Here is a 21250-nt window from a genome sequence, read left to right as displayed (position 1 = left end):
ACCCGGCATCGGAGCTTGCGATGACATACCGTTCCGGCGTCCTCTTCAGGATGAGTCCTGCGAGCAGAAACGCGATCCGTTTATTTCCCTGAACGGATGCCCTGTTGCAATACCGTGGAGCACGAACGCGGCCCTCTCGAACGGATCGGGAATGTGGTTGCTCGCGGCGATGACGAAGTCGAGGTTTCCCGGGTTGAGCAGCCGCCCCTCGAGGCCCCGGTCTTGACGCCGCTGGCCCGGATGATCTCGACCTGGTAGCCGACGACTTCCTCGACGGTGAACTCCTCCATACGCTCTCGCAACTCCTTGCTCTCCGGGCAGAATGATGAAGTGTTGGGAGTGATTGGGAAAAAGGTTGTTCATGCGGCGCCCGTGAATACGTGCCGGGGAACCTGGAGACGAGGCCCTTCCTCGATGGTTCCGGGAGGAGACCCCAGAACTTATATGAGCGGGAGGATGTAGGCTGCACGACACCTGGAGGAGTTGAGAGTATGGAACAGAAAGAATTCTCGTGCCCGTTTCGGAGGGCGTTCGGCCCGGAGATGTGCGGGATGCACCGGCGGCTCCACGAGATGATGGCGGCGCCCGGGCAGCGGATGATGCCCGTGATCCGCGGTGCGGGGATACCGGTCGATATCCGGGATCTCGAGGACGAGGTCGCGGTCGTCGCCGACCTCCCGGGGGTGGCGAGCGGCGACGTCGCGGTACGGCTCACCGGCCCCCGGACGCTGCGGATCACCGTCCGACAGAGGGAGGAAGAACGGGAAGGCTACGCCGTCAGGGAGCGGCTGTCCGGCGAGATGACCCGGGTCGTGAACCTTCCCGCGGAGGTCACGGACGAGGGTGCGGCGGCTGCCCTCAGGAACGGCGTGCTGGCGGTGCGGCTGAGGAAGGTTTTAGAAGAGCAGGGGGTCGAGATTCCGATCCGGGAAGGATAGGGCGGCGGGGTGCGGGGGAGAGAAGACTCGGGGGTGTGGGCCGTCATCAGACCGTCTGCCGGGTTCCGGCCGACGGCCCGGGGATGCCGCGTCACATCGACACCCGTTACCTGCGGATCGGAGAAGATCGGGATGAACCCTTCCCATCCACCTGCCGTTCCTCTGGTATCTACCCTTTCAGCATCTCTTCCCGGTAGGGCTCGTACCATCCGGAGACGGCCTTCTTTGCCGACTCGTATCCGCCGTCCAGGTACATCGCCCCGATGATCGCCTCGAGCGTCTCGGCAATGACGTTGGGCTCTTCGTTATGCTTCTGCATTCTGGCGCCTTCTCCGACAAGGATTTTATCCTGCAGATCAAACCGCCTCCCGAGTTCGGCAAGAAACGGCCGGCGTTCAATGGTGCTTTTCTTTATGGTGATCTCGCCTTTCGTCTCGTACCCCGAACGCATGAGGAGATCGCACAATATTGTTTTCAGGACCGCGTCGCCCAGCGTCCGGAGGGCGTCCTGGTCCTCGCAGATTTTCTGCTTCTGTCGCTCTTCATTCGAACGCGACCGATGGAGCAGGGCACGCTGGAGGAGATCTTTTTGCTTGAAAGAGTAATTGATCCTCTCTTCGAGATCGGGTTCCATAGAAGCGATATGGAGATGAATGAACGGATAAGTGTATCCATTTTAAATAATGGATTTTGTCTGTTCTTAAACGGGATTATCCAACGCACAGGGATTTTTAGGTGTCGTATACGTATCGCCCGTGAATGCATTTGACTTCCCGCTCTTCTTACCATCGGCGATCGTCCCGCGGGAGAGCGGAACATCACGTTTTTAAGCGTCGGGTTCCATTGGCGTTTCGTATTCCGGGGAGGAAGGCCATGGAGAGGATCGAGTTCGATCGTGCCTACTACATCAAGCTGGGAGAGAGGGGGAAGTGGGAGCAGTCGAGCATCGAAGAGGGGAAGATGCGGATCGGCTGGACCAACGTCGACCTCGAGGATATCCTCCGGGGGAACTGGGAGACCATCGAGAGGGCGATCCGATATAAGGTGAAGAATACCGGATCTGCCACCCACGACTTCAACTCCCTGAAAACAATCCACAACTCGAACCACGGCGACGTCTGGATCACGTTCTACGACTCGAAGTTCTGGTGGTGCCGGCTCGAGGACGGCCCGATCCTCGAGGACGAGGTATCCAAATACCGCCTGGCCGACGGCGGCTGGCACGATAGGAACATTCAGGGAAAGGTGCTCCTGACAAATACTCTGCCCGGCAACATCGCCCAGTTGCAGGCCTACCGGGCCACGTCCTGCACGGTCAGGCCGTTCGATACCCTCAGGCGCCTGATCAACGGCGAACATACCTCCGAGTTCATCGCGGTCGTTGATGCACGGGAGGAACTTGTCTGCCGGACTGAAGCCCTGATCCGGCACCTGCACTGGAAGGACTTCGAGGTGCTCGTCGATCTCGTCTTTTCGGGGGCGGGCTGGAGGCGGAGGAGCGTCGTCGGCGAGACGATGAAGTTTGCGGACATCGAGTTCGAGGACACCATCAACGCTGAGTCCTATCAGGTTCAGGTGAAGTCGAGATCGTCTCTTGACGAGTTCTGCGAGTATAGCGGCCGGTTCAACCGGGACGAGTTCAGGAAGCTCTTTTACGTCGTCCACTCCCCCGACGACGCCCTGGCGGCACACGAAGTGCCCCCGGACTCGGGGGTGGTGCTGGTCCCGCCCCGGCGGCTTTCCGCGATGGTCGTGGATGCGGGGCTGGTCGGGTGGGTGCTGGAGAAGACAATATGAGCGGGGGAACACACAGGGAGGTTTCCCAACTCACTTTGCATATATAAGGATTTCAAGTGGAGTGGGGGATTCGAACCCCCATTCGAACCGATCAGAGTGGGGATCTGTTTGAAGTATCGACGTCAGATTAGCGACATTGGAGGCGAAGGTTTCCGTCCCTCCACCCTGAAGGGTCCTCCATATGTTACGATCTGTATCTTCATCGATATCACCAATGTTAATTGGATCACCAATGCGATAATCGCTGAAATTCCAACTTCAAACATTGACTCCACATTAACAGAGAGCTATACATCTCCTGTTTTAATAATTCTTGTCACTCTCAAAGTTATTGATAAACACTACTAATCCTTCATGTCGTCAATATGCCTCTTTTTTTGGGGGAGGATAGGCATGGTCAACATCAATATCTCCTCCTTTCCGGGATCGCACCCCCCCGGGGGTCCGCCACGTCCCCGGTGTAAATGTCGGGTGAGACCCGACCGGCATCGAGCTCCCGCACCGGCACGGGTAGCCAGCGGTAGGTCTTCTGGATCGTCCTTGCAACCGTCCTACGGGCCGTATCAAGGTTATTCTCCGGGAGATCGCTTCCGTTGATGGTTGCCCCTCTTCTCGCGTGCACTTTCGGGCCGCAGGCCGCAGGTATATAAAGAGCCGTCCCGATATTGCTGTAAAGGGGATGGATCGTCACCCCGGAACGTTCAGGAGGATGAAATATGAAAAGAACGTTTTTCCGATCCGATGGAATGGAACTTGAGATCCTCTATCCCCCATATTGTCAGGTATGCGGTAATCCCATCCCTGACTGTTTTGCAGATACTTTCCCCTGCTGTGCGGCATGCAGAAACAGGCCGGATAGAGACGACCCTCCCGTCCGTGTCCGGGCGTTCGGAAAATACCTTTTTGAGGAAGAATTTCCTGATGACGTTCTCAGCAGCGAGATCCGGAGGCTGAAGACGGACGAAACCCTTGTCCCGCAGCTCCTGGAATGTCTCTTCTATGCGATCGATCACCAGTACCCGGACTTCCGGGAGTTTGATATTGTCGTTCCGGTTATGCGGGGTACAGGCTCCGGAGGCTACAGTCCCCCGGCGCTCCTGGCAGAAGGCGTCGCATCCCGCTATGGGATGCGATATCTGGACGCCCTGTATAAGAGTAAAGTATATCGCCCAATGCATAGTATCTCTGATCACCTCGAAAAGGAGAAGGAGATCGCAGGGAATGTTGGATGTCGGTACCGGTTCAATGGCGAGTCGGTTCTCCTGATCGACGATACCTGCATCACCGGGGCGACAAAGCGGGAGTGCGCCGCGGTGTTGCGGGCGCATGGTGCAGGTGAGGTCTGGTCGCTTGTCCTCGGGAGGATGGTCAACCGAAAGCACCTGGAAATTCTCGGGAGTTACAATGGATAACCTTTCTATCAGGGAGATTGCCTTTCTTGCCGCCCTCAACGACAATCAGGCCCTGAAGCGGCAGGGGTACGCCGAATACTTCCGTGACCCGGCGGTTCTCCGCGACCTCTACGCTGATACCTTCGAGCCGGGTGCGAAGCCCCGTCGGGCCTATCCCGGCCCGCTCATCGCACGGGCGGAGGAGATCCGGGAGAAAGGTCTTCTTGCGTTCTATATCGATACGCTTACGGGCTACAGGCAGAAAGGCGTCCGGATTCTGCCGGTCTTTGATGCCGGATACCCGGGGAGGCTTCTGGGGATTCGGGATCCCCCTTTTCTCCTCTACCAGGTGGGCCGCGAGGAGACCCTCGCAAAGCCGGCGGTTGCCGTCGTCGGCACGAGAACGATCTCCCGGGCGGGTATCGAGAGAGCCCGGGAGACGGTGGATCTTCTGGTTCGCCTCGGTTACGTGGTCGTGAGCGGGCTTGCTCTCGGGACGGATGCCTGCGCTCATACGGCCGCGATCGACTGCGGAGGCGAGACGGTGGCGGTCCTGCCGGGCGACGTCACGGTTGTTGTTCCGGGGGAAAACCGGACTCTTGCCGCGAGCATCGCCGGTTCGGGTTCGCTGCTCGGTGAAATCACACACCTTGCGGGGATGCACAAAGGCAGGTTCCTTGAGAGGAACCGCATCACGAGCGGCCTCTCCGACGGTGTGGTCGTCATCGAGACCGGCAAATCCGGGGGTTCCGTCCGGCAGGCGGAGACGGCGTTCCGGCAGGGACGACCGGTCTACGTCCTGGAGCCTGACTGTTCGGACGCAAAGGCCGTAGCCGGGTATCAGCACCTTGTCTCGTGCGGGGCGATCCCGGTCGAATCCCCCGGCGGCCTCTCCCCGCACTTTGCGAGGATGCAGCACCCGCCCTCACGAGTGACGACGCTCGCGGATTTCTGGTGATGGGTTCTACAATCTTTTTCTTCTTTCAATACACCCGCTTCTCCGGGACTGCTCCCCGCACCCCGCCCCGGGGGTCTTTGACGTCGCCGGCATACCGCGGGATGACGTGGAGGTGCAGGTGCATCACCGTCTGGCCGGCGGCTTTTCTCACGTTCACGCCGATGTTGTAGCCGTCGGGGTGGAACCGGTCGTCGAGGAGGGTTTTCGCCTCCCGGACGAGGGCGAGGAGGGCGGCGAGCTCGGCGTCGGTCGCGTCGAAGAAGTCCGCGACGTGGCGGTAGGGGATGATGAGGAGGTGGCCGGGGCGATTTGTTCGAAGCCGAGCTCCGAACATTAGGTGGGGAGATCCGAACATCAGGGTACATTGCACGAGATTGCGGAACTGATTAGATCGCTGCAGAGAGTGCTCAGAGAACCTGTTGGGGTGATGCTCCTCTGCGGGGAGAGGTTCCTGACTCTCGACGACGGCGATGGTTCAGATCGGCATTCTCGCAAAGAGGGAACGACCGGGCTGGCCGTGGGCCACTCGCAGACGTACGTAACGAGAGAGCGATAGCAAGAACTCAGAGCCGGATCGCGATGGGATCAATGGGATCATGTTAAGATCATAGTGGGATCATAATACCGGTCCAGAATAATTTTAAACGGATTTAGTGCGTGGAATGCACAAAACCTCCCCTCTCTGCCGTTATGTGATGGGATCATGACATAGGAAAGATTCGACGTCCGGATCTGCGTAACGTCTGGAGAGACGAGGCCTACGACTTCACCATCCGGCTTGAGGAGAAGAACGATGCCCTTGTTCTATCGTCGACAACGTTTATCGGAAACCGAATGCAGGTGATCCCATGGGTCGGGATCAAGTACCCATCAAGTACGGATAAGCCGGCAGATATCCGGATATACAGATCTTCGGCAGTATTTCCGACATTGATATCAGGAAGCGGACACTCCGAATATAACCCATCAAGTATTCCTCTTATCCGGTGCCGCCCACCAAGGAATATTTTATTTCAGGTCCCCAGTAGTCTCATTGTTTTTGTTATCCTGTTCCTCTCCTTCGGGCGGGGCGGCCTCCTTTAGCATCCGGTCGAAATCGCTCTCAAAAAGTCTGTCCTGAACAACCCGGTACTTCTCAAATTCACTCTCTGCGAACTCCTTTGCCATCTCTTTTGTGACCTTTCCACGGTCTTCGAGCAGTTTGCGATCATCGAACTCAATGAACCGGTCAAGGCGTTTTGCCCAATCCTCCATAGTCATCGGGATCTTTCTTCTGGCACGCTCTTCAGCAAGGTCAAGCCAGGCGCTGACGATTCTTCCGAGCGATTCAAGTTCTGTTGCGTTCAGATAGTTCTTCGCAACCGATACGTCGGTTCTGAGTATCTTCCCGTCAGGGGCTTTTTCCCAGGTGCTAAGGCCCATATGCTTCTTTCTGCTGTCGGCACGCGCCATTATCAGTTCAGCCGCAGTATTCCCATGTATCGCAAAGTGTAATTTGTTCTGAACGTTTGCGAAAAACTCGCGTGTTGTTGGTGCATTCCTGTCGTAGTCGAGGCTTGTAGCGTATATGTCCGTGATCTTCTGGTAGAATCGTCTCTCACTCAGTCGTATCTCCCGAATTTCCGCCAGCAAGCGCTCGAAGTAGTCTTCCCCAAGGAACGTACCGTTCTCCATCCGCTTTTTATCAAGTACATATCCTTTAATGGCAAATTCCGTTAACACCCGAGTCGCCCACTGACGGAACTGGGTGGCTCTTCGGGAATTGACGCGATACCCAACCGAGATTATGGCATCAAGGTTGTAGTAGTCAAGAGTCCGTGAAACTTCACGATCACCCTCGATTTGAACTGTTAGATATTTTCTAATAGTTGCATCACGGGTCAACTCGCCGCTTTCGTAGATGTTTTTCAGGTGTACGTTTATTGTCGGAACAGTCACATCGAAGAGCGCCGCCATCATCTTCTGGCTTAACCAGATGGTTTCGTCCTCGTACCTGACCTCGATTGAGTCTTCACCGGCGGCCGAGGTAAATAGCAAAAATTCAACCGTGCTGTTCCGTATCAGTTTCTTTTCATCTCCGCTCATAGTTCCACCCCTGCTCGTACGATATTGTGGAGACCCTGCCGATCGCCGGGCTTTCTCTTCTGTGATCCCCGGATCTTCTATGGCGGTTCATGATGCACTCCTCGTTCATATCCGTCAGGAGAAACGCCTTCTCCTAACGGCCCGGGCGCCACCCGAGGGGGATGGCTATTCGAAGCCGGGACGATCTGCTCAAAGGACTGCCGCCCTGTTCCACGACCTCCCGCCAGACCGCAGGAGGGATGAATACCTCTGAGAAACGACGAAGCAAATTGATACGGCCGATCAGCGAGAGGTGGATGAGCGGTGAAGAATTGCTAACTGCGAGCGGCATAGGCAATGTCCCGGTCGAGGTCCTCGTCGGCGTAATGCCGGGGGAGCTTCCGTGCCCCGAGCAGTTCCTCCCACTCCCACCGGCTCATCTCCGCCAGCGCCGCCGCCTTCCCGGAGGAGAGGATGCCCCGCTGGTAGAGCGCCACGGCGAGCTCCCGCTGCAACTCGGCGGCAACGGTGTCGGGAGGGAGCCGAAGCGCCTGTACGATATCCTGGGGGACGGTGATGGTAACATCGGTCATAGCCGCTTCACCTGATAGATAATGGATGGGAGGGAGAACCGATAAATTTGGTGGTGAGCGAGGGGCGGAGAGATCCTTCCCGGTCGATGGCGTATTGTCGGATGTATCCAATCCTGTGATAGTGAAGATAACCACAACATCGATATTGACCCTACTATGATTGATCCTTATGGATCGCGAGAGGTATTTTCATTACCCGATAAAATGTCCTCATTGCGGTGAATGCAATATCGGTGGGGGACTTTTCTGTGGTGGATGCGGAAACCTTATCCACATACCACGAATTCTGACGTACCTTGAAAAATTCATCGAATTTAAGGCTCCACAAACAGTTCATAAATCCGAAAACATCGAGAGCATCTTTGCCTGCGAGTTCGAACGACAACCCTTTGGTTATCGCTATATGGCCATGCACCGTGTGGGAACCGGCGATCTCGCTATCAGGTTTTGTGGATGCTCAACTTGCAAGCGCTTGCAAGGCGAGATAGCGGATTACTTTGTTGCATTTGAGGCAGCATACAACTCCGTGCAGCCTCATAAAAAACTCGCCAAGGAATAGGCCCTAGAGGTGTGGGATCAGAAGCGCGAGATTGCAACTAATCTCAGTCCGGTATATCGATTTTCGGATATCATCTATGAGTTCTATGAGTTTCACTCCCGCAGATACCTTCCCCCGACCGGCACAAACCGCTCCGGTTTCTTCACCGTATCGTACTTCCGGATACCCTCAAGTTCGAGGGCCATCCAGGGCCGCTTTCGGGGCGCCTCCTTCCTGACCCGGACCCCCTGCCACCGCTCCTGCCCCTCAGCGTAGGCTTTGACCTCCTCTTTCGTGAGGAAGACCGCATCGCCGAAGGTTTCGAAGAACGCGAGGGGGTCGTCGTCGATGACGATCCGCTTGATCGTCGCCTCCCCTACGTAGCCGGTGTCTTCGTGAGACTGGTAGAAGACGAGTATCATGCCGCTCCGGAGTTCTTTGAAGACGGTGGCGGGCTTGATGAAGACGGTCTTGCCGTCCTTGAAGAAGCGAGACATGAGGTGTTTGGGGACCGGGAAGGTGACGCCGGTGATCTCACTCATGATTCAGTGTAGGAGGTAGCACTATATAACGCATATTCTTTTGGAAACCAATAACCGCCGAATCGCTCAGTAAGGGCATAGTATGCCTCAGAAATGAAAATCAGCACGAATAAATAGTGTAATCGGCTATCCCTCATACGACGTATTATGTCCCTTTCCCCTGACCAACTCACCGAAAAAATCCTCAACGAACCCAGGCCTCTTTCTGATCGACAACGGCGTGCTGTCCTCTGCGATCGCACTCACATCCGCATTATTGCAGGCGCAGGGGCTGGAAAGACAGAGACTCTGACCCGGCGGATCGTCTACCTCCTCCTCGTACAACAGGTAGAGCCGTCTGCAATTGTCGCTTTCACGTTCACGGAAAAAGCAGCACAGAGTATGAAGAGCCGTGTGTACGAGCGTGTGAAGCACCTTGGCGGAGATGAGATCTGTGCCCGCCTCGGGGAGATGTTCATTGGCACCATTCACGGCTACTGCTATCGTCTTCTGGAGGAGCACTTCGGGTACGGGGACTGGGGCGTGCTTGATGAAAAACAGGAGATGGCGTACCTTATGCGGGTCGGGTGGGCTCTGGGGCTCGGAAGATCCGGTTATTACGCTACCAACTGTGAAGATTTCGTCAATGCCCTGAATGTCTACTACGGCGAGATGATCCCGGAAGAGGGTCTAAGGAAAAAGAAAGACAGAGAATTCCTTGAAAAACTGCGCCGTTACGAGGCGTCACTGGATCAACACAAGCGGCTCACCTTCAACCGCATGGTGCAGCTTGCAGTGGAGAACCTGCAGCACCGTCCTGAAGTGGCCGAACACGTAAAATACCTCATTGTTGACGAGTACCAGGACATTAATCACGCACAGGATGAACTCATCCGGCTGATAGGGCTGGGGGGGAGCATCTTCGTTGTCGGCGATCCGCGGCAGACAATTTACCAGTGGCGTGGCTCCGACGAACAGTATTTCGAGGAGTTTACTACGCGGTACCCGGAGGCAGTCACCATCCACATAACCGAGAACCGCCGTTCGACCGTAGCGGTGATCGAGACGGCTAACGGGTTCTCGGACACGTTTGAGGACCAGCACTACGACCACATGGACCCGGTTCGCCGTGAGCAGGGCGGGGCGTATCTGGCAGAGATGCAGAGTGATATAACCGAGGTAGACTGGATTGCGGATCAGATCCAGGCGCTTGTTAGAGAAGAGAAATGCAGTTACAGCGACATTGCGCTCCTCTTTCGGAGCGTGAGCACCTCGGCGCCCCCCTTCATCGATGAGTTCAGGCGCCGCGATATACCCTTTGTCGTTGGCGGAAAAGTGGGCTTGTTCCGCCGCCCGGAGATCCTGGGCATAGGGCAGTTGTTTGCGTGGCTGTGGGAAGATGGGTTCTGGCAGCAGGGCAAGTGGTCAAGGTTGCCTGCTCTCCGAGGCGAGGATCTGCTCGAAGAGGCAGTGGTGAACTGGAACCAGGGAATTCCAGATCTGGCACTGGAGGCTTCCGATGTACTGAACCTTCGTCGTTGGAAGGACTCGGTGCTGAACAGTACCTACGATAACTTCTCTCAAGTCTTCGGGGAACTGCTCGTCCTGCTCGGGTACCACGGGCTCGATCCTGACGATGTACGCCATGCGGTCATCATGGCGAATCTGGGCAGGTTCAACACGCTCCTTACGGATTACGAGACAGCAATTATGCTTGGGGGACGGCGCAGGAACTGGGAGACCGATCTGAAAGGGCTGTGCTGGTACCTGAACACCTACGCGTCCTCAAAGTACGAGGAACAGACCGGCGACGACATCGGTGGCGTGGACGCTGTGCAACTGGTGACGATCCACCAGAGCAAGGGTCTGGAGTGGCCGCTGGTGTTTGTGCCCTGCATGGTCCGGCAACGGTTCCCGTCAAGCATGGTGGGCAAGGGGAGAACCTGGCTCATATCCCCGGAGCTCTTCGACGTGGCGAAGTACGAGGGGGACCTGGAGAGCGAACGCAAACTCATGTATGTGGCGCTGACCCGGGCGAAGGACGTGGCCGTGGTGAGTTACTTCACGTCCATGAACGGGCGACGAAAAGGACGAAGCGCTTTTGTGGGTGACATCGAGGATCTGCCTCACGTCGAGCCCCTCTCACAGAGAGACACACTGCCGGATCATGATTATGCAACCGGCGGCGCTGCGGACGAGCTGCGTACCTTCTCTGCCGGTGAGATTGTGGACTACGGGAAGTGCGGCTACTTCTACAGGCTTCGGCATATCTGGGGATACGAGCCGGGTCTCACTGATTACCTTGGATATGGGCAGACTCTGCACTTCTGCCTCCGGGAAGCTGCGGACCTGATGAAGAACGAGGATCTGTCTCCGATGATTGCGGTGGCAACGGCAGTGGACCGGAACTTCTACATGCCGTTCATGACCGAGGGACGAATGGAGAAGATTAAGCGCGCAGCGAAGAACCATCTAATGAGATTTGCGGAGAAGTACCGCGACGATATGCTCCGGATCCGGGAAGTGGAGACGAGGGTCGAATTCCCGGTGCAGAACGCCATTGTGGCCGGGAAGGTGGATGTCATCCTCCATGATGGGGATGCTGTGGAGGTGCGCGACTACAAGACCTCCGACACGGCGACAACACCCGAGGATTCGGCGCTCCAGGTGCAACTTTACACCCGTGGCCTCTGCGTGCTCGGCGAGACTGTCTCCCGGGGTTCGGTGGCATTCCTCGAGGAGGCTGCTGTGGACGCTGTGGATGTGACCGAGCAGGCCGTTGCAGGGACGATGGCACGTGTAGAGGAGGATATCGGACGGATTCTCTCGGGCGACTTCACGGCATGTCCGGGAGCGGTCTGTGAGCGGTGCGATTATCAGGGCATTTGCAGGTGGCGAGCATAATAACGGATACAAGGTGATGTTTCAATGGGATTAATCATAAATTTGGATGGTGCAGTTCAGGAAATCAATAAGGCCAAGAGTAATATTGAGGTTATTGAAGCGATTAACCGCTTTACGGAAGAATTCTACAAGACGCTAGGCATTCTGTTATATATCCGCTATAGAAAGAACATAAAAGAAAATAACGTCCAAATTTGCAATGACATCACCAACTTAATACAGGATTATTTCCAAAAACCGACGTTTGATAGTTGGATGAAACTTGCACAAAATTGCTACCTGGTTTTCAGTCAAACGAACGATCCGTTTGTCGAGAGGCTAAATAAATCCTTAAATAAGCAATTTCCGCAGAACTCTATTGATAATATACGGCAAATTGTAACAGAAATTTATGGGCTCAAATCCTGTTCTATCAATCTTCCACGAAGGGTTCAGTATGCATGGTTTCTTGAGAAGATGAAAGAATTACGAAATTTTAGAGCCCATCATTGGGATAACAATACGATGTTAGATCCGCTTGTAAAACATGGCATAAAGGACGCAGTTATTGCAACAGTCTCCGATATTTTCAATGATGTTGACATAAAGATTGTTAAACCTGAAAGTATTCAGAGAGAACACATTAATACTTACCAATGGGATTCACGGTCTGGAACTTTTTCACGGATGCAGGTGGCTGAAACATCACTGTTACCAGAGTGTCTTGCGAAAACATATGTAACTTTTCCTGATGAGGAAGATCTCTTTTTAAATCCCACTAACCTGATAATTTTGGATGATAAAGAAGATAGAATCTATGTGTATGGGAGTATGCAGAGTGATCATTCGGCGTACTTTACCAGTCTCCCGCGTTCTGGTGGAATTAAGGAAGAAAAAATACCTTTCAAAGGTCATGAAGAAGTCTTTTCATTGTCTCAGGTTGAGGCTCAAAACGATCGCATTAGGTTGACGTTGAAACAAAAATTCGGGCAGATCCGCCAGGATGGAGGAATAATTCATAATTTCCCTGACCTTTGTGACTACTATGTTGGCAGGCCGAAAAAAGAACTTGAGTTACTTGAAAGATTAGAACATCCTCGTGCTTTCTCTATATCGTTATCCGGAGGGGGAGGCTATGGGAAAACGGAATTAGTAAAGAAAGTTGTCTGGGATATTGTTACAAACCCTGAGTTAACGGAAATAGATAGTCTATGCTATGATCTTATCATATGGATATCGGCTAAAGAGACACTGTTTGAGAAAGGGAAGATAAACGAATTTACTTCATCATTTCACAGTCTTGAAGACTTCTTGGATTGCATTTTATACGTCACAAACAATATTCAGTATATTGATCACTCAGAGGAAAGTAAAAGAAATCTTATCTGCGGAATTTTGAACTGCTATGAATCAACTCTGCTGGTAATCGACAATCTTGAAACGGTTGCGGATAAGAATTCTCTATGGGCTTATCTTGACGTTCTTCTTCGCGATGTCAAAAGTGGGATAAAATTTATAATCACATCGAGGGTTGATGACTATACATTTGGTCAGTATGTTATACCAGTTGGATCGATGGAAGACGATGAAGCTCAGCAATTGATCTCTGAACAATTAGATCGTTTGGGGCTTTTAAATCGTTATTCTAATCAGTCAGCACTGAAACAAATTGCAAACATAAGTGCGAAGTCCCCCCTTCTGATCATTTTTGTTGTTCAACTTCTAGCAAGAGGCTACACACTCAAAGAACTGAGTAAAGGAGAGATCCAAGCATATGAGCAAGCTTTAAATTTCATTTGCGACTTCCAGTGGAGAGAACTCTCGGATTTGGCAAAAGATATACTCATGGCCGTAACTGTAGCCAATGGTACGTGTAGTTTCTCTCAAGTGCGTCAGATGTGCAGTATTGTTGATAACACAGATTTCTTAACTGCAAAGGAAGAATTGACCCAACGTTCTTTCATCGTGCAAAGTGAGTTAGAAAATTCCGTATTGTCTCTGTTACCTCCAATTCACGCATTTGTCAAACACAAATTAATAGAATATCCTCACAAAGAGGAGGAATTTGCCACACAGTGGAGAATTCTCAATCTAGGGTTTGATCAAAAACCTAAGGATTCAAGTCAAAATTCCGCATTTCCTTGTGATGCTGATGAAATTCATCTGCGGCAATTGATCCAGAAAGCTGAATCCTTCATCCGTATAGGTTCGATCACCTATGCCCACGATTATTATAAAAAGTGCATTCAATTCTTCCCTGAAAACGCTATTGCGTGGAGAGAACTTGCTGAATTTGAGTTCAAATTTTTGGAAGATGATGATAAAGCCCGTTCCTCCTTCCAGAAGGCGATTGAATTTGATCCCGATAATCCAATTACTTACACGAAACTTGCATATTGGGAGCAACTTAGAGGAACTGAACAACAGATTGCCCAATATGTCTTAAATTCCATAGGCTATAATAAGAAGGCCTTATTGCTGTACACTGACGAAAGATCCAAAAGAACTGTTAGGGACCATATTGGATCATCTTACTTAAAATTAGGTGAGATTGAAAAAAATCTCGGTCAACTAGCAAATTACCCTGATAAGCAGGATCATTTTATAATGGCGGATGAATATGTAAAATTAGCGATTAAAATATTCGAAGCCAATGTTATTGATCAGCCACAAAATGATGACGATCTTTATCACAATGCTATAGACTACAATTATTTAACCCAAGCATACACTCGTGTTGCCCGTAGGGATCAGAAAAATGCGGACTACTTTTATCAAAAAGCACTTGTTTGTCTGGCAAAGGGCTTCGAATCAAAACCAGATTACGAAAGGTTGCTTTATACGCTTGGAGATCACAATATAAAGCGATTTTTGAGGAGCAAATATAACATTATCGTTGACGACATAGATCGCAATATCGTAAAGAGAAAAGTGATAAGTATTGCAGAGAGGATTGAGGAGGACTTCAATAAGATGCGACTGAAAGTGTAATGATTGCAATATGATGTAAATTACTTTTTAAGTGGCGCTTCGAAATCGAAGTGCTTATCCTGCAGATTGCCAATGCATTCTATATCCAATTCGTCTGAATAGATAGTGTGCTTTGACTATTGGGGTTTAGCGGCAAATTGAGTGTGAAAATATGGATCCAAAGATGGCAAAACACCAGGAAGAACGGTTGAAGCGGCATAAGCAGCAGTTGAGACAGAAACTTACCGAACTATTCCAGATAGACTCGCCGGACCTTGATTTCGGTGTTTACCGGATCATGAACCAGAAGCGGGACGAGATCACGCGGTTCATGGACAAAGACCTGATCGAGGCTGTCGATGCTGAGTTTGGGAAGTACGACACGGAAAGCCGCACCCAGATAATAGCAGAATTCAAGGAACTCGAACAGACCATCCGCGACACGTACGGAGACGATGCCCTCGATGCGAATGGCCTGAAGGAGGAGTACCGGAAGGCGGCAAAGGGCAAAGAACTGCATGAGAAGTGGCTGAAGTTACAGGGGGATGCCGAAGAAGCCTCGATGAGCGACCTGCAGAAAGCAGAGATATTCGCCCACCTGGAGGAGTTCTTCTCCCGTTATTACAAGGACGGTGACTTCCTCTCGCTCCGGCGGTATGCGGCGAACGAGAAGTACGCGGTGCCCTACAACGGCGAGGAGGTGCTGCTCCACTGGGCGAACAAGGACCAGTACTACATCAAGACCGACCGGTTCCTGAAGAGCCACGGGTTCGATGTGGGGTCATACCGGGTGCTCTTTGAGGTGGTGCAGGTCGAGGGGCAGTCGAACGGCAACGGCAAGGGCCGGTACTTCGTGCTCGCGGGCGACGACGCGGTGACGTATGACGATGAGAAGCACCTGCTCACCGCAAGGTTCGCTCAGGTACCCCTCTCAGACGACGACCTCCTCAGTCGCTTCCCGCCCGGGGCCGGGCGCCAGAAGCCGAACCAGGACGACATCGTGGGCGGTCTGGTGGCGGAGATCCTGCGGGGCAATGGCATTCCGAAGGGGCTCGCCGATGCCCTGCAGACGAACGAGCGGGACACCGACAGGAACCCGCGGCTCTACAAGCACGTGATGAGCTTTACGAAGGAGAACACGAGCGACTTCTTCATCCACAAGGATCTCGGCGGGTTCTTCGGGCAGGAGCTGGACTTCTACATCAAGAACGAGGTCTTCCGGCTCGACGATCTCGGGACGGAGAACGAGGTGGCGGTGGAGCGCTACGTGAAGCGGGCAAAGGTGCTCAAGTCCATCGCCCACCGGATCATCGACTTCCTGGCGCAGCTGGAGGACTTCCAGAAGACGCTCTGGGAGAAGAAGAAGTTCGTCCTGCGGGCCGGCTACTGCATGACGATCGACCACGTGCCGGAGGAGTTCTACCCCGAGATCCTGGCAAATGGGGGGCAACTGGTGGAGTGGCGGAACCTCTATGGTATCGGGGAGGGGAAGAGTGGACAGAAGACGCTTGCAGGCGACCGGGTCGATGAGGCGTTCCTGCAGAGCCACCCTTATCTCGTCATCGACACGGCGCTCTTCGATGATGATTTCACGGACCGACTGCTCGAAAAACTGCAGCACCCGGACGGCACGCCGGTGGAGGACCTCGACGAGGCCATCGGCGGGCTGATGATCAAGAGCGAGAACTGGCAGGCCCTGAACCTCCTGCAGGAACGGTACCGGGAGCAGGTGAAATGCATCTACATCGATCCGCCGTATAATACGGGGAATGACGAGTTCGTCTACCGGGATAACTACCAGCACAGCAGCTGGTTGAGTATGATGGGGGATCGGTTAAATCTCGCGCACACCATAATATCCAATCATGGGGCACTATTTTCGAGCATTGATGACCATGAAATAGTTAACCTTAGATCCCTAATGAATTCTACATTTGGCTCTTTAAATTTTATATCAACTATTTCAGTCGTTAACAATTTAAAAGGTAGGAGTGATCGTGCAAACATCGCTACTGCCCATGAAAATCTCCTAATGTATATTAGAAACGATTTTAAAGCATTTGACTTACCTCTGCCTGATAATTATCGGCAAGAGTATGCTGAAAGGGACGATAATGGACCTTATCGTTTACAAGGTTTGAGAAAGAGAGGAGCTGGTGCTAGAAGAGAAGATAGACCAAATTTGTATTATCCTATTTACTATAATCCAAGTAATAAAGAAATCTCATTAGAGGGAAATGGCAGCTTTATCAAAATTTTACCAAAACTTTCAGATGGTTCGGATGGTCGATGGAGGTGGAAAAAAGAAACCGTCCGCGAAAATATCCAAAAAATTTTAATAAAAAAGGTATCTACACGGGATGAATACGACGTTTTTCAAAAGGACTATCTGCTAATAGATGGTGAGGAAAAGGGTACAAAAGCAAAATCCATCTGGCTTGACACAAAATATTCCAGCGACTATGGAACACATGCATATAAAAAACTGTTGGGAGAGGTTCAGTTTGATAATCCAAAATCTCCTGAATTAATTAAGGATATCCTTCACATCTCGTCGGGAGAAGAAGATATCATTCTGGATTTTTTTGCAGGATCCGGCACTACTGGGCAATCCGTGTTAGAGATTAATAAAACACAAACATCGACACGTAAATATGTTTTAATCGAATTAGGGGATTATTTAGACTTTATCATCAAACCCCGCATCCAGAAAGTCATGTACTCCTCCAACTGGAAAGACGGCAACCCCAAGGACGCCGACGGCCAGAGCCACATCTTCAAGTACATGGAACTCGAGCAATACGAGGACACGCTCAACAACATCGAGTTCCTTGACCGGGACGGCCACGTGCAGGCCACCATCTTCGGCATGAGCGACTACATGCTCCGCTACTTCCTCGACGTCGAGACCCGGGAGAGCCTCTGCCGGCTGAACGTGGATCGGCTGGCGACGCCGTTCGCCTACACTCTCCGGATCCGCCGCGATGTGGGGTTCAACCATGTCCCGGTCGACGAGGACGGGTTCCGGGAAGTGACCGTGGACCTTGTCGAGACCTTCAACTATCTCCTCGGGCTGCACGTCCGGCGCCGGGTGGTCCGGCACCAGGGCGGTCTCACCTACCGGGTCGTCCACGGCGCCCTCCCCGATGGTAAGGTCGCCACCATCGTCTGGCGCAACTCCCCGAAGAACCCCGCAGGGCACGAGCAGGCGCTCGAAGCGGACGCGGCGTTCATCACCGACGAGATTCTCAGGGAGTTCCCCGACACCGGCGTGCTCTACGTCAACGGCCACTGCTTCGCACCCCGGGCAACGCCCATCGAGCCCGAGTTCAAGAAGTGCATGGGAGCGTGAGGGCGTGGCGGCACAGCGGGGACGAAAGAAAGGGCAAAAGCCCGGGAAATCATCGAAGGAGGAGGGACTCCGGCCGTGGCTGGTCAAGTGCGCATTTGCGTACCGTCTCTTCGGGATGAAGTCCTTCCAGGACTTCCAGGGTGCCCTCGCTGGCGTCGAGGAGGGCGAGGGTGAGGACGGGCACACCCACTACTACCACGTCCTCAAGAGCGACACCCGGTTCCGGAAAGACGCCGGCGTCACGCTCGACGAGTTGCGCAACTACGACGACAATATTGTGCGGCACATGCACCGCATCAACGTCCACCGCGACGTTCCCATCAACCTCAAGTACTACCAGTGGCTTGCCGCCCTTTTCACCGAGGCCTACCTGGACCGCTACTTCCAGAGCCCCGGGAGACTCGCCTCCCTGGTCGAGGAGGCGGTGAAGGAATATATCAAAGAGGCATTTCCATCCGTCCTAGACCCCTATGAGTATTACGAGCGGTACATGCCCGGCATGGACGACCTCCGCAAGTGCGCCTACTGGATGGCGACCGGGTCGGGCAAGACCTTCCTCATCCATCTTGCCTACCTCCAGTTCCAGCACTACAACAAAGGACCCCATCGGCTGGACATTGACCGCATCCTCCTCATCACCCCTAATAGCGACCTCACCGCGCAGCACCTCCGGGAGATGAAGAAAAGTGGCATCCCGTGTACCGAGTTCGACGCCACCGGGCTCGGCGGCTACTTCCAGCGGCAGTCTGAGGAGGCCGTGAACGTCATCGAGATCACCCGGTTCACCGAGGACAAACAGGACGGCGGCCTCAGGCGGGTGGACATCGAGAGCTTCGGCAGGAAGAACCTCGTCTTCGTGGACGAAGCGCATAAGGGCAGCGGCGGTGAGAAGTGGAAGATGTTCCGGCGTGAAGTTGCCCGCGAAGGCTTCACCTTCGAGTACAGCGCCACATTCGGGCAGGCGGCGGCTTCAGGAGGCGATAACGACAACCTCGCCGAATTTGCCAAGACCATCCTCTTCGACTACTCCTACCCGTACTTCTACAACGACGGCTATGGCAAGGAGTACCGCATCCTCAACGTCAACAAATCCACGTACGAAACGGACCGGGTGCTCCTCGCAAACCTCCTCACCTACTACGAGCAGAAACTGGTCTTCGAGGATCTCAAGGACGTCGCCACCGCCGAGTACAACATCGCCGACCCGCTCTGGATATTCGTGGGGAGCAAGGTCAATGTCTCCGGCACCAAGTCCGACGTGCTCACGGTCGTCCGGTTCCTGCAGAAGGTTCTCACCGAACGGGACTGGATAACCCGGACCACGGATGAGTTCCTCCAGGGAAAATCCGGCCTTCTCCACGAAAAAACCAAGCACGACATCTTCAGTCCGGCCTATCCCGAGCAGCGCCTCCGTTACCTCAGGGAGCGTGGGCTGAGCGCGGAGGAGATCTACGGCGACATGCTTGGCCGCATCTTCCGCTGCGCCGAACCCGCTGGTCTGACCCTTGTGCTCCTGAAGGGCACTGATGGGGAAATCGGTCTCAAAAGCGGCGACAGCGACTTCTTTGGGGACATCTACGTTGGAGACGCAACGAAGTTCATAAAACTTGTCGAAGGGCATGAGCCGCAGATTGGTATCGAGAGAATCGATCATCCATCACTTTTCCGCGCCATCGACGCCCCGGACTCCACCGTGAACGTGCTCATCGGTGCGAAAAAGTTCATCGAAGGCTGGGACTGCTACCGGGTCTCCTGCATGGGGCTCATCAACATCGGGAAGAGCGAAGGCACCGAGATCATCCAGCTCTTCGGGCGCGGGGTCCGGCTCAAGGGCAGGAACAATTCCCTCAAACGCAGCACCAACGATGCCGGGGATCAACCCCTGGATCTCCCGCTCCTGGAGACGCTCAACATCTTCGGGGTCGACGCCAAGTACATCGGCTACCTGCGCGAGTTCCTCACCATCGAAGGCGTTGATGATTACAAGACCGTCGAACGACATATTGCAATCAAGGTCTGCGAGGATCACCTCAGCGAAGGTCTGCTCATTCCCCACTGGGAGAAGACCGGATTCGAGAGGAAACGACGGTTCGTCCTGACTGGAGATCACATCGTCCCGGTAAAGGTTGATCTCCTCGCCAAAGTGGAGAGTGAGGACAGCGTGTATTACGAAGGTTTGGAAGCCGACTCCCGCCCCGACCCCGTCTCAATCGACCCGCGCTACCTGGATCTCGTTGACTGGGACGCGGTGTACTTCACCCTCCTCGAGCACAAGAGCAGCAAGGGCTGGAAGAACATGGTCTTCGACAAAACCCTGTTACGGGAGACCATAGAAGACCCCGGGCGCTACACCCTGTACTGTGCCGACCATGTTATCAACCCTGAGTCATTTGGGGACGTGCAGAAACTGCAGGACGTCATCGTGCTTGTCCTGAAAAAGGCGCTCCAGGCTGCGTACAGCCGGCAGAAGAACGCATGGATGATGGAGAACATCTGGATCGAGCGCCTTTCGGAGTCACATGGCAATTTCGAGTTCAAGGAGTACGTCGTAAAAATGCGGGAAAACGAGACGGACGTAATCGAGGCAATCGATGCGCTTGCCCGGCAGGTCGATCGGATCTATGCGGACGAGAACACCAAGTTCGTCACCAATGTCTTCTTCCAGAACCACCTGTATCAGCCGCTGCTCGCAAAAACCAGTAAGGCTTCGAGTAAAATCGCCGCAATCTCCCCGGAAGGGCTCAATGAGGGTGAAGAAAAACTGGTGCAGGGGATTAAGAACTACATCAATGACCATGCAGATCTCTTCGACGGAAAAAAGATCTATCTGCTTCGCAACATCCCGAAAACCGGCGTAGGTTTTTACAAATATTCGTGGTTCTACCCGGATTTCATCATGTGGGTGGTCGACGCCAGCAAGCAGCATATCGTCTTCCTTGAGCCGCATGGGATGGTGTTCAGTCCCGGGCCTGAAGATGAAAAGGTGCAACTTGCAGAGGATATCAAGGAGATCGAGCGGAAAGTCAATGCAACGTACAGGAATAAAGGCATTGAATGCGGAATATCACTCGACTCCTTCATCATCTCCGTGAGCCAGCCGGGCACGGTGGCTGAGACGTCTCTTTACAAAACGAAAGAGCAGCGGAAGAAGCACCATGTCCTTTCCCTTTATCAATCGAACTTCATTAGTGAGTTGTTTGAATTCGTTCTCTCATGAGAACTATCAAACCAAACATTTACGTCAT

General features: G+C 53.4%; 15 protein-coding genes. 9 read left to right on the top strand and 6 right to left on the bottom strand.

Features of this window, described 5'->3' with window-relative positions:
- Window positions 1-45 precede the first annotated feature (45 nt).
- Complete coding sequence (locus MEMAR_RS13380) at window positions 46-363, bottom strand: Fic family protein (protein WP_143706354.1); 318 nt, start codon at window positions 361-363, stop codon at window positions 46-48.
- A gap of 128 nt (window positions 364-491) precedes the next feature.
- Between MEMAR_RS13380 and MEMAR_RS07315 the strand changes: the two genes are divergently transcribed.
- Window positions 492-938, top strand: coding sequence for an Hsp20/alpha crystallin family protein (locus MEMAR_RS07315; protein WP_011844334.1), 447 nt, complete (start codon window positions 492-494; stop codon window positions 936-938).
- 169 nt (window positions 939-1107) lie between these two features.
- Here the strand turns inward: MEMAR_RS07315 and MEMAR_RS07310 are convergent, their stop codons facing one another.
- Window positions 1108-1572 carry a ribonuclease III domain-containing protein gene (locus MEMAR_RS07310; RefSeq protein ID WP_011844333.1) on the bottom strand — a complete coding sequence of 155 codons (465 nt, stop codon included), beginning with the start codon at window positions 1570-1572 and terminating at the stop codon, window positions 1108-1110.
- A 239-nt stretch (window positions 1573-1811) separates the two neighbouring features.
- Here MEMAR_RS07310 and MEMAR_RS12465 point away from each other — a divergent pair, with 239 nt between their 5' ends.
- From MEMAR_RS12465 to MEMAR_RS07290, 3 genes are all read left to right on the top strand, one after another.
- Window positions 1812-2735: a hypothetical protein gene (locus MEMAR_RS12465; protein WP_011844332.1), complete on the top strand. Its 924-nt coding sequence runs from the start codon at window positions 1812-1814 to the stop codon at window positions 2733-2735.
- A 746-nt stretch (window positions 2736-3481) separates the two neighbouring features.
- Window positions 3482-4147, top strand: coding sequence for a ComF family protein (locus MEMAR_RS07295; protein ID WP_011844330.1), 666 nt, complete (start codon window positions 3482-3484; stop codon window positions 4145-4147).
- Window positions 4140-5084 carry a DNA-processing protein DprA gene (locus tag MEMAR_RS07290; RefSeq protein ID WP_011844329.1) on the top strand — a complete coding sequence of 315 codons (945 nt, stop codon included), beginning with the start codon at window positions 4140-4142 and terminating at the stop codon, window positions 5082-5084. The genes MEMAR_RS07295 and MEMAR_RS07290 overlap by 8 nt, the downstream gene beginning before the upstream one ends.
- 25 nt (window positions 5085-5109) lie before the next feature.
- Here the strand turns inward: MEMAR_RS07290 and MEMAR_RS07285 are convergent, their stop codons facing one another.
- From MEMAR_RS07285 to MEMAR_RS07275, 3 genes are all read right to left on the bottom strand, one after another.
- Window positions 5110-5418 carry an HIT family protein gene (locus tag MEMAR_RS07285; protein WP_245526567.1) on the bottom strand — a complete coding sequence of 103 codons (309 nt, stop codon included), beginning with the start codon at window positions 5416-5418 and terminating at the stop codon, window positions 5110-5112.
- Between the two features lie 674 nt (window positions 5419-6092).
- Window positions 6093-7169, bottom strand: coding sequence for a virulence RhuM family protein (locus tag MEMAR_RS07280; RefSeq protein WP_011844327.1), 1077 nt, complete (start codon window positions 7167-7169; stop codon window positions 6093-6095).
- Between the two features lie 314 nt (window positions 7170-7483).
- Complete coding sequence (locus MEMAR_RS07275; protein WP_011844325.1) at window positions 7484-7741, bottom strand: UPF0175 family protein; 258 nt, start codon at window positions 7739-7741, stop codon at window positions 7484-7486.
- Window positions 7742-7910: 169 nt separating this feature from the next.
- Here MEMAR_RS07275 and MEMAR_RS12970 point away from each other — a divergent pair, with 169 nt between their 5' ends.
- A complete protein-coding gene (locus tag MEMAR_RS12970) occupies window positions 7911-8300 on the top strand; it encodes a hypothetical protein (RefSeq protein ID WP_143706352.1) in 390 nt (129 codons plus the stop codon).
- Between the two features lie 92 nt (window positions 8301-8392).
- Here the strand turns inward: MEMAR_RS12970 and MEMAR_RS07270 are convergent, their stop codons facing one another.
- Window positions 8393-8821 carry a DUF365 domain-containing protein gene (locus tag MEMAR_RS07270; protein ID WP_011844323.1) on the bottom strand — a complete coding sequence of 143 codons (429 nt, stop codon included), beginning with the start codon at window positions 8819-8821 and terminating at the stop codon, window positions 8393-8395.
- A gap of 147 nt (window positions 8822-8968) precedes the next feature.
- On the opposite strand from MEMAR_RS07270, the gene MEMAR_RS07265 reads away from it, so the two are divergent.
- From MEMAR_RS07265 to MEMAR_RS07250, 4 genes are all read left to right on the top strand, one after another.
- Entirely contained in the window at window positions 8969-11704 is a 2736-nt protein-coding gene (locus tag MEMAR_RS07265; RefSeq protein WP_011844322.1) for an ATP-dependent helicase, read from the top strand.
- Window positions 11705-11728: 24 nt separating this feature from the next.
- Window positions 11729-14674, top strand: coding sequence for an NB-ARC domain-containing protein (locus MEMAR_RS07260; RefSeq protein WP_011844321.1), 2946 nt, complete (start codon window positions 11729-11731; stop codon window positions 14672-14674).
- 151 nt (window positions 14675-14825) lie between these two features.
- The gene (locus tag MEMAR_RS07255; protein WP_048063794.1) at window positions 14826-18005 is read left to right on the top strand and encodes a site-specific DNA-methyltransferase; all 3180 of its coding nucleotides are present in this window, start codon (window positions 14826-14828) and stop codon (window positions 18003-18005) included.
- Window positions 18006-18009: 4 nt separating this feature from the next.
- The gene (locus MEMAR_RS07250; protein ID WP_011844319.1) at window positions 18010-21222 is read left to right on the top strand and encodes a DEAD/DEAH box helicase family protein; all 3213 of its coding nucleotides are present in this window, start codon (window positions 18010-18012) and stop codon (window positions 21220-21222) included.
- Window positions 21223-21250: the final 28 nt, after the last annotated feature.

Source organism: Methanoculleus marisnigri JR1 (assembly GCF_000015825.1).
Taxonomy (GTDB): domain Archaea; phylum Halobacteriota; class Methanomicrobia; order Methanomicrobiales; family Methanoculleaceae; genus Methanoculleus; species Methanoculleus marisnigri.
This window is presented reverse-complemented; position numbering and strand designations above follow the sequence as displayed.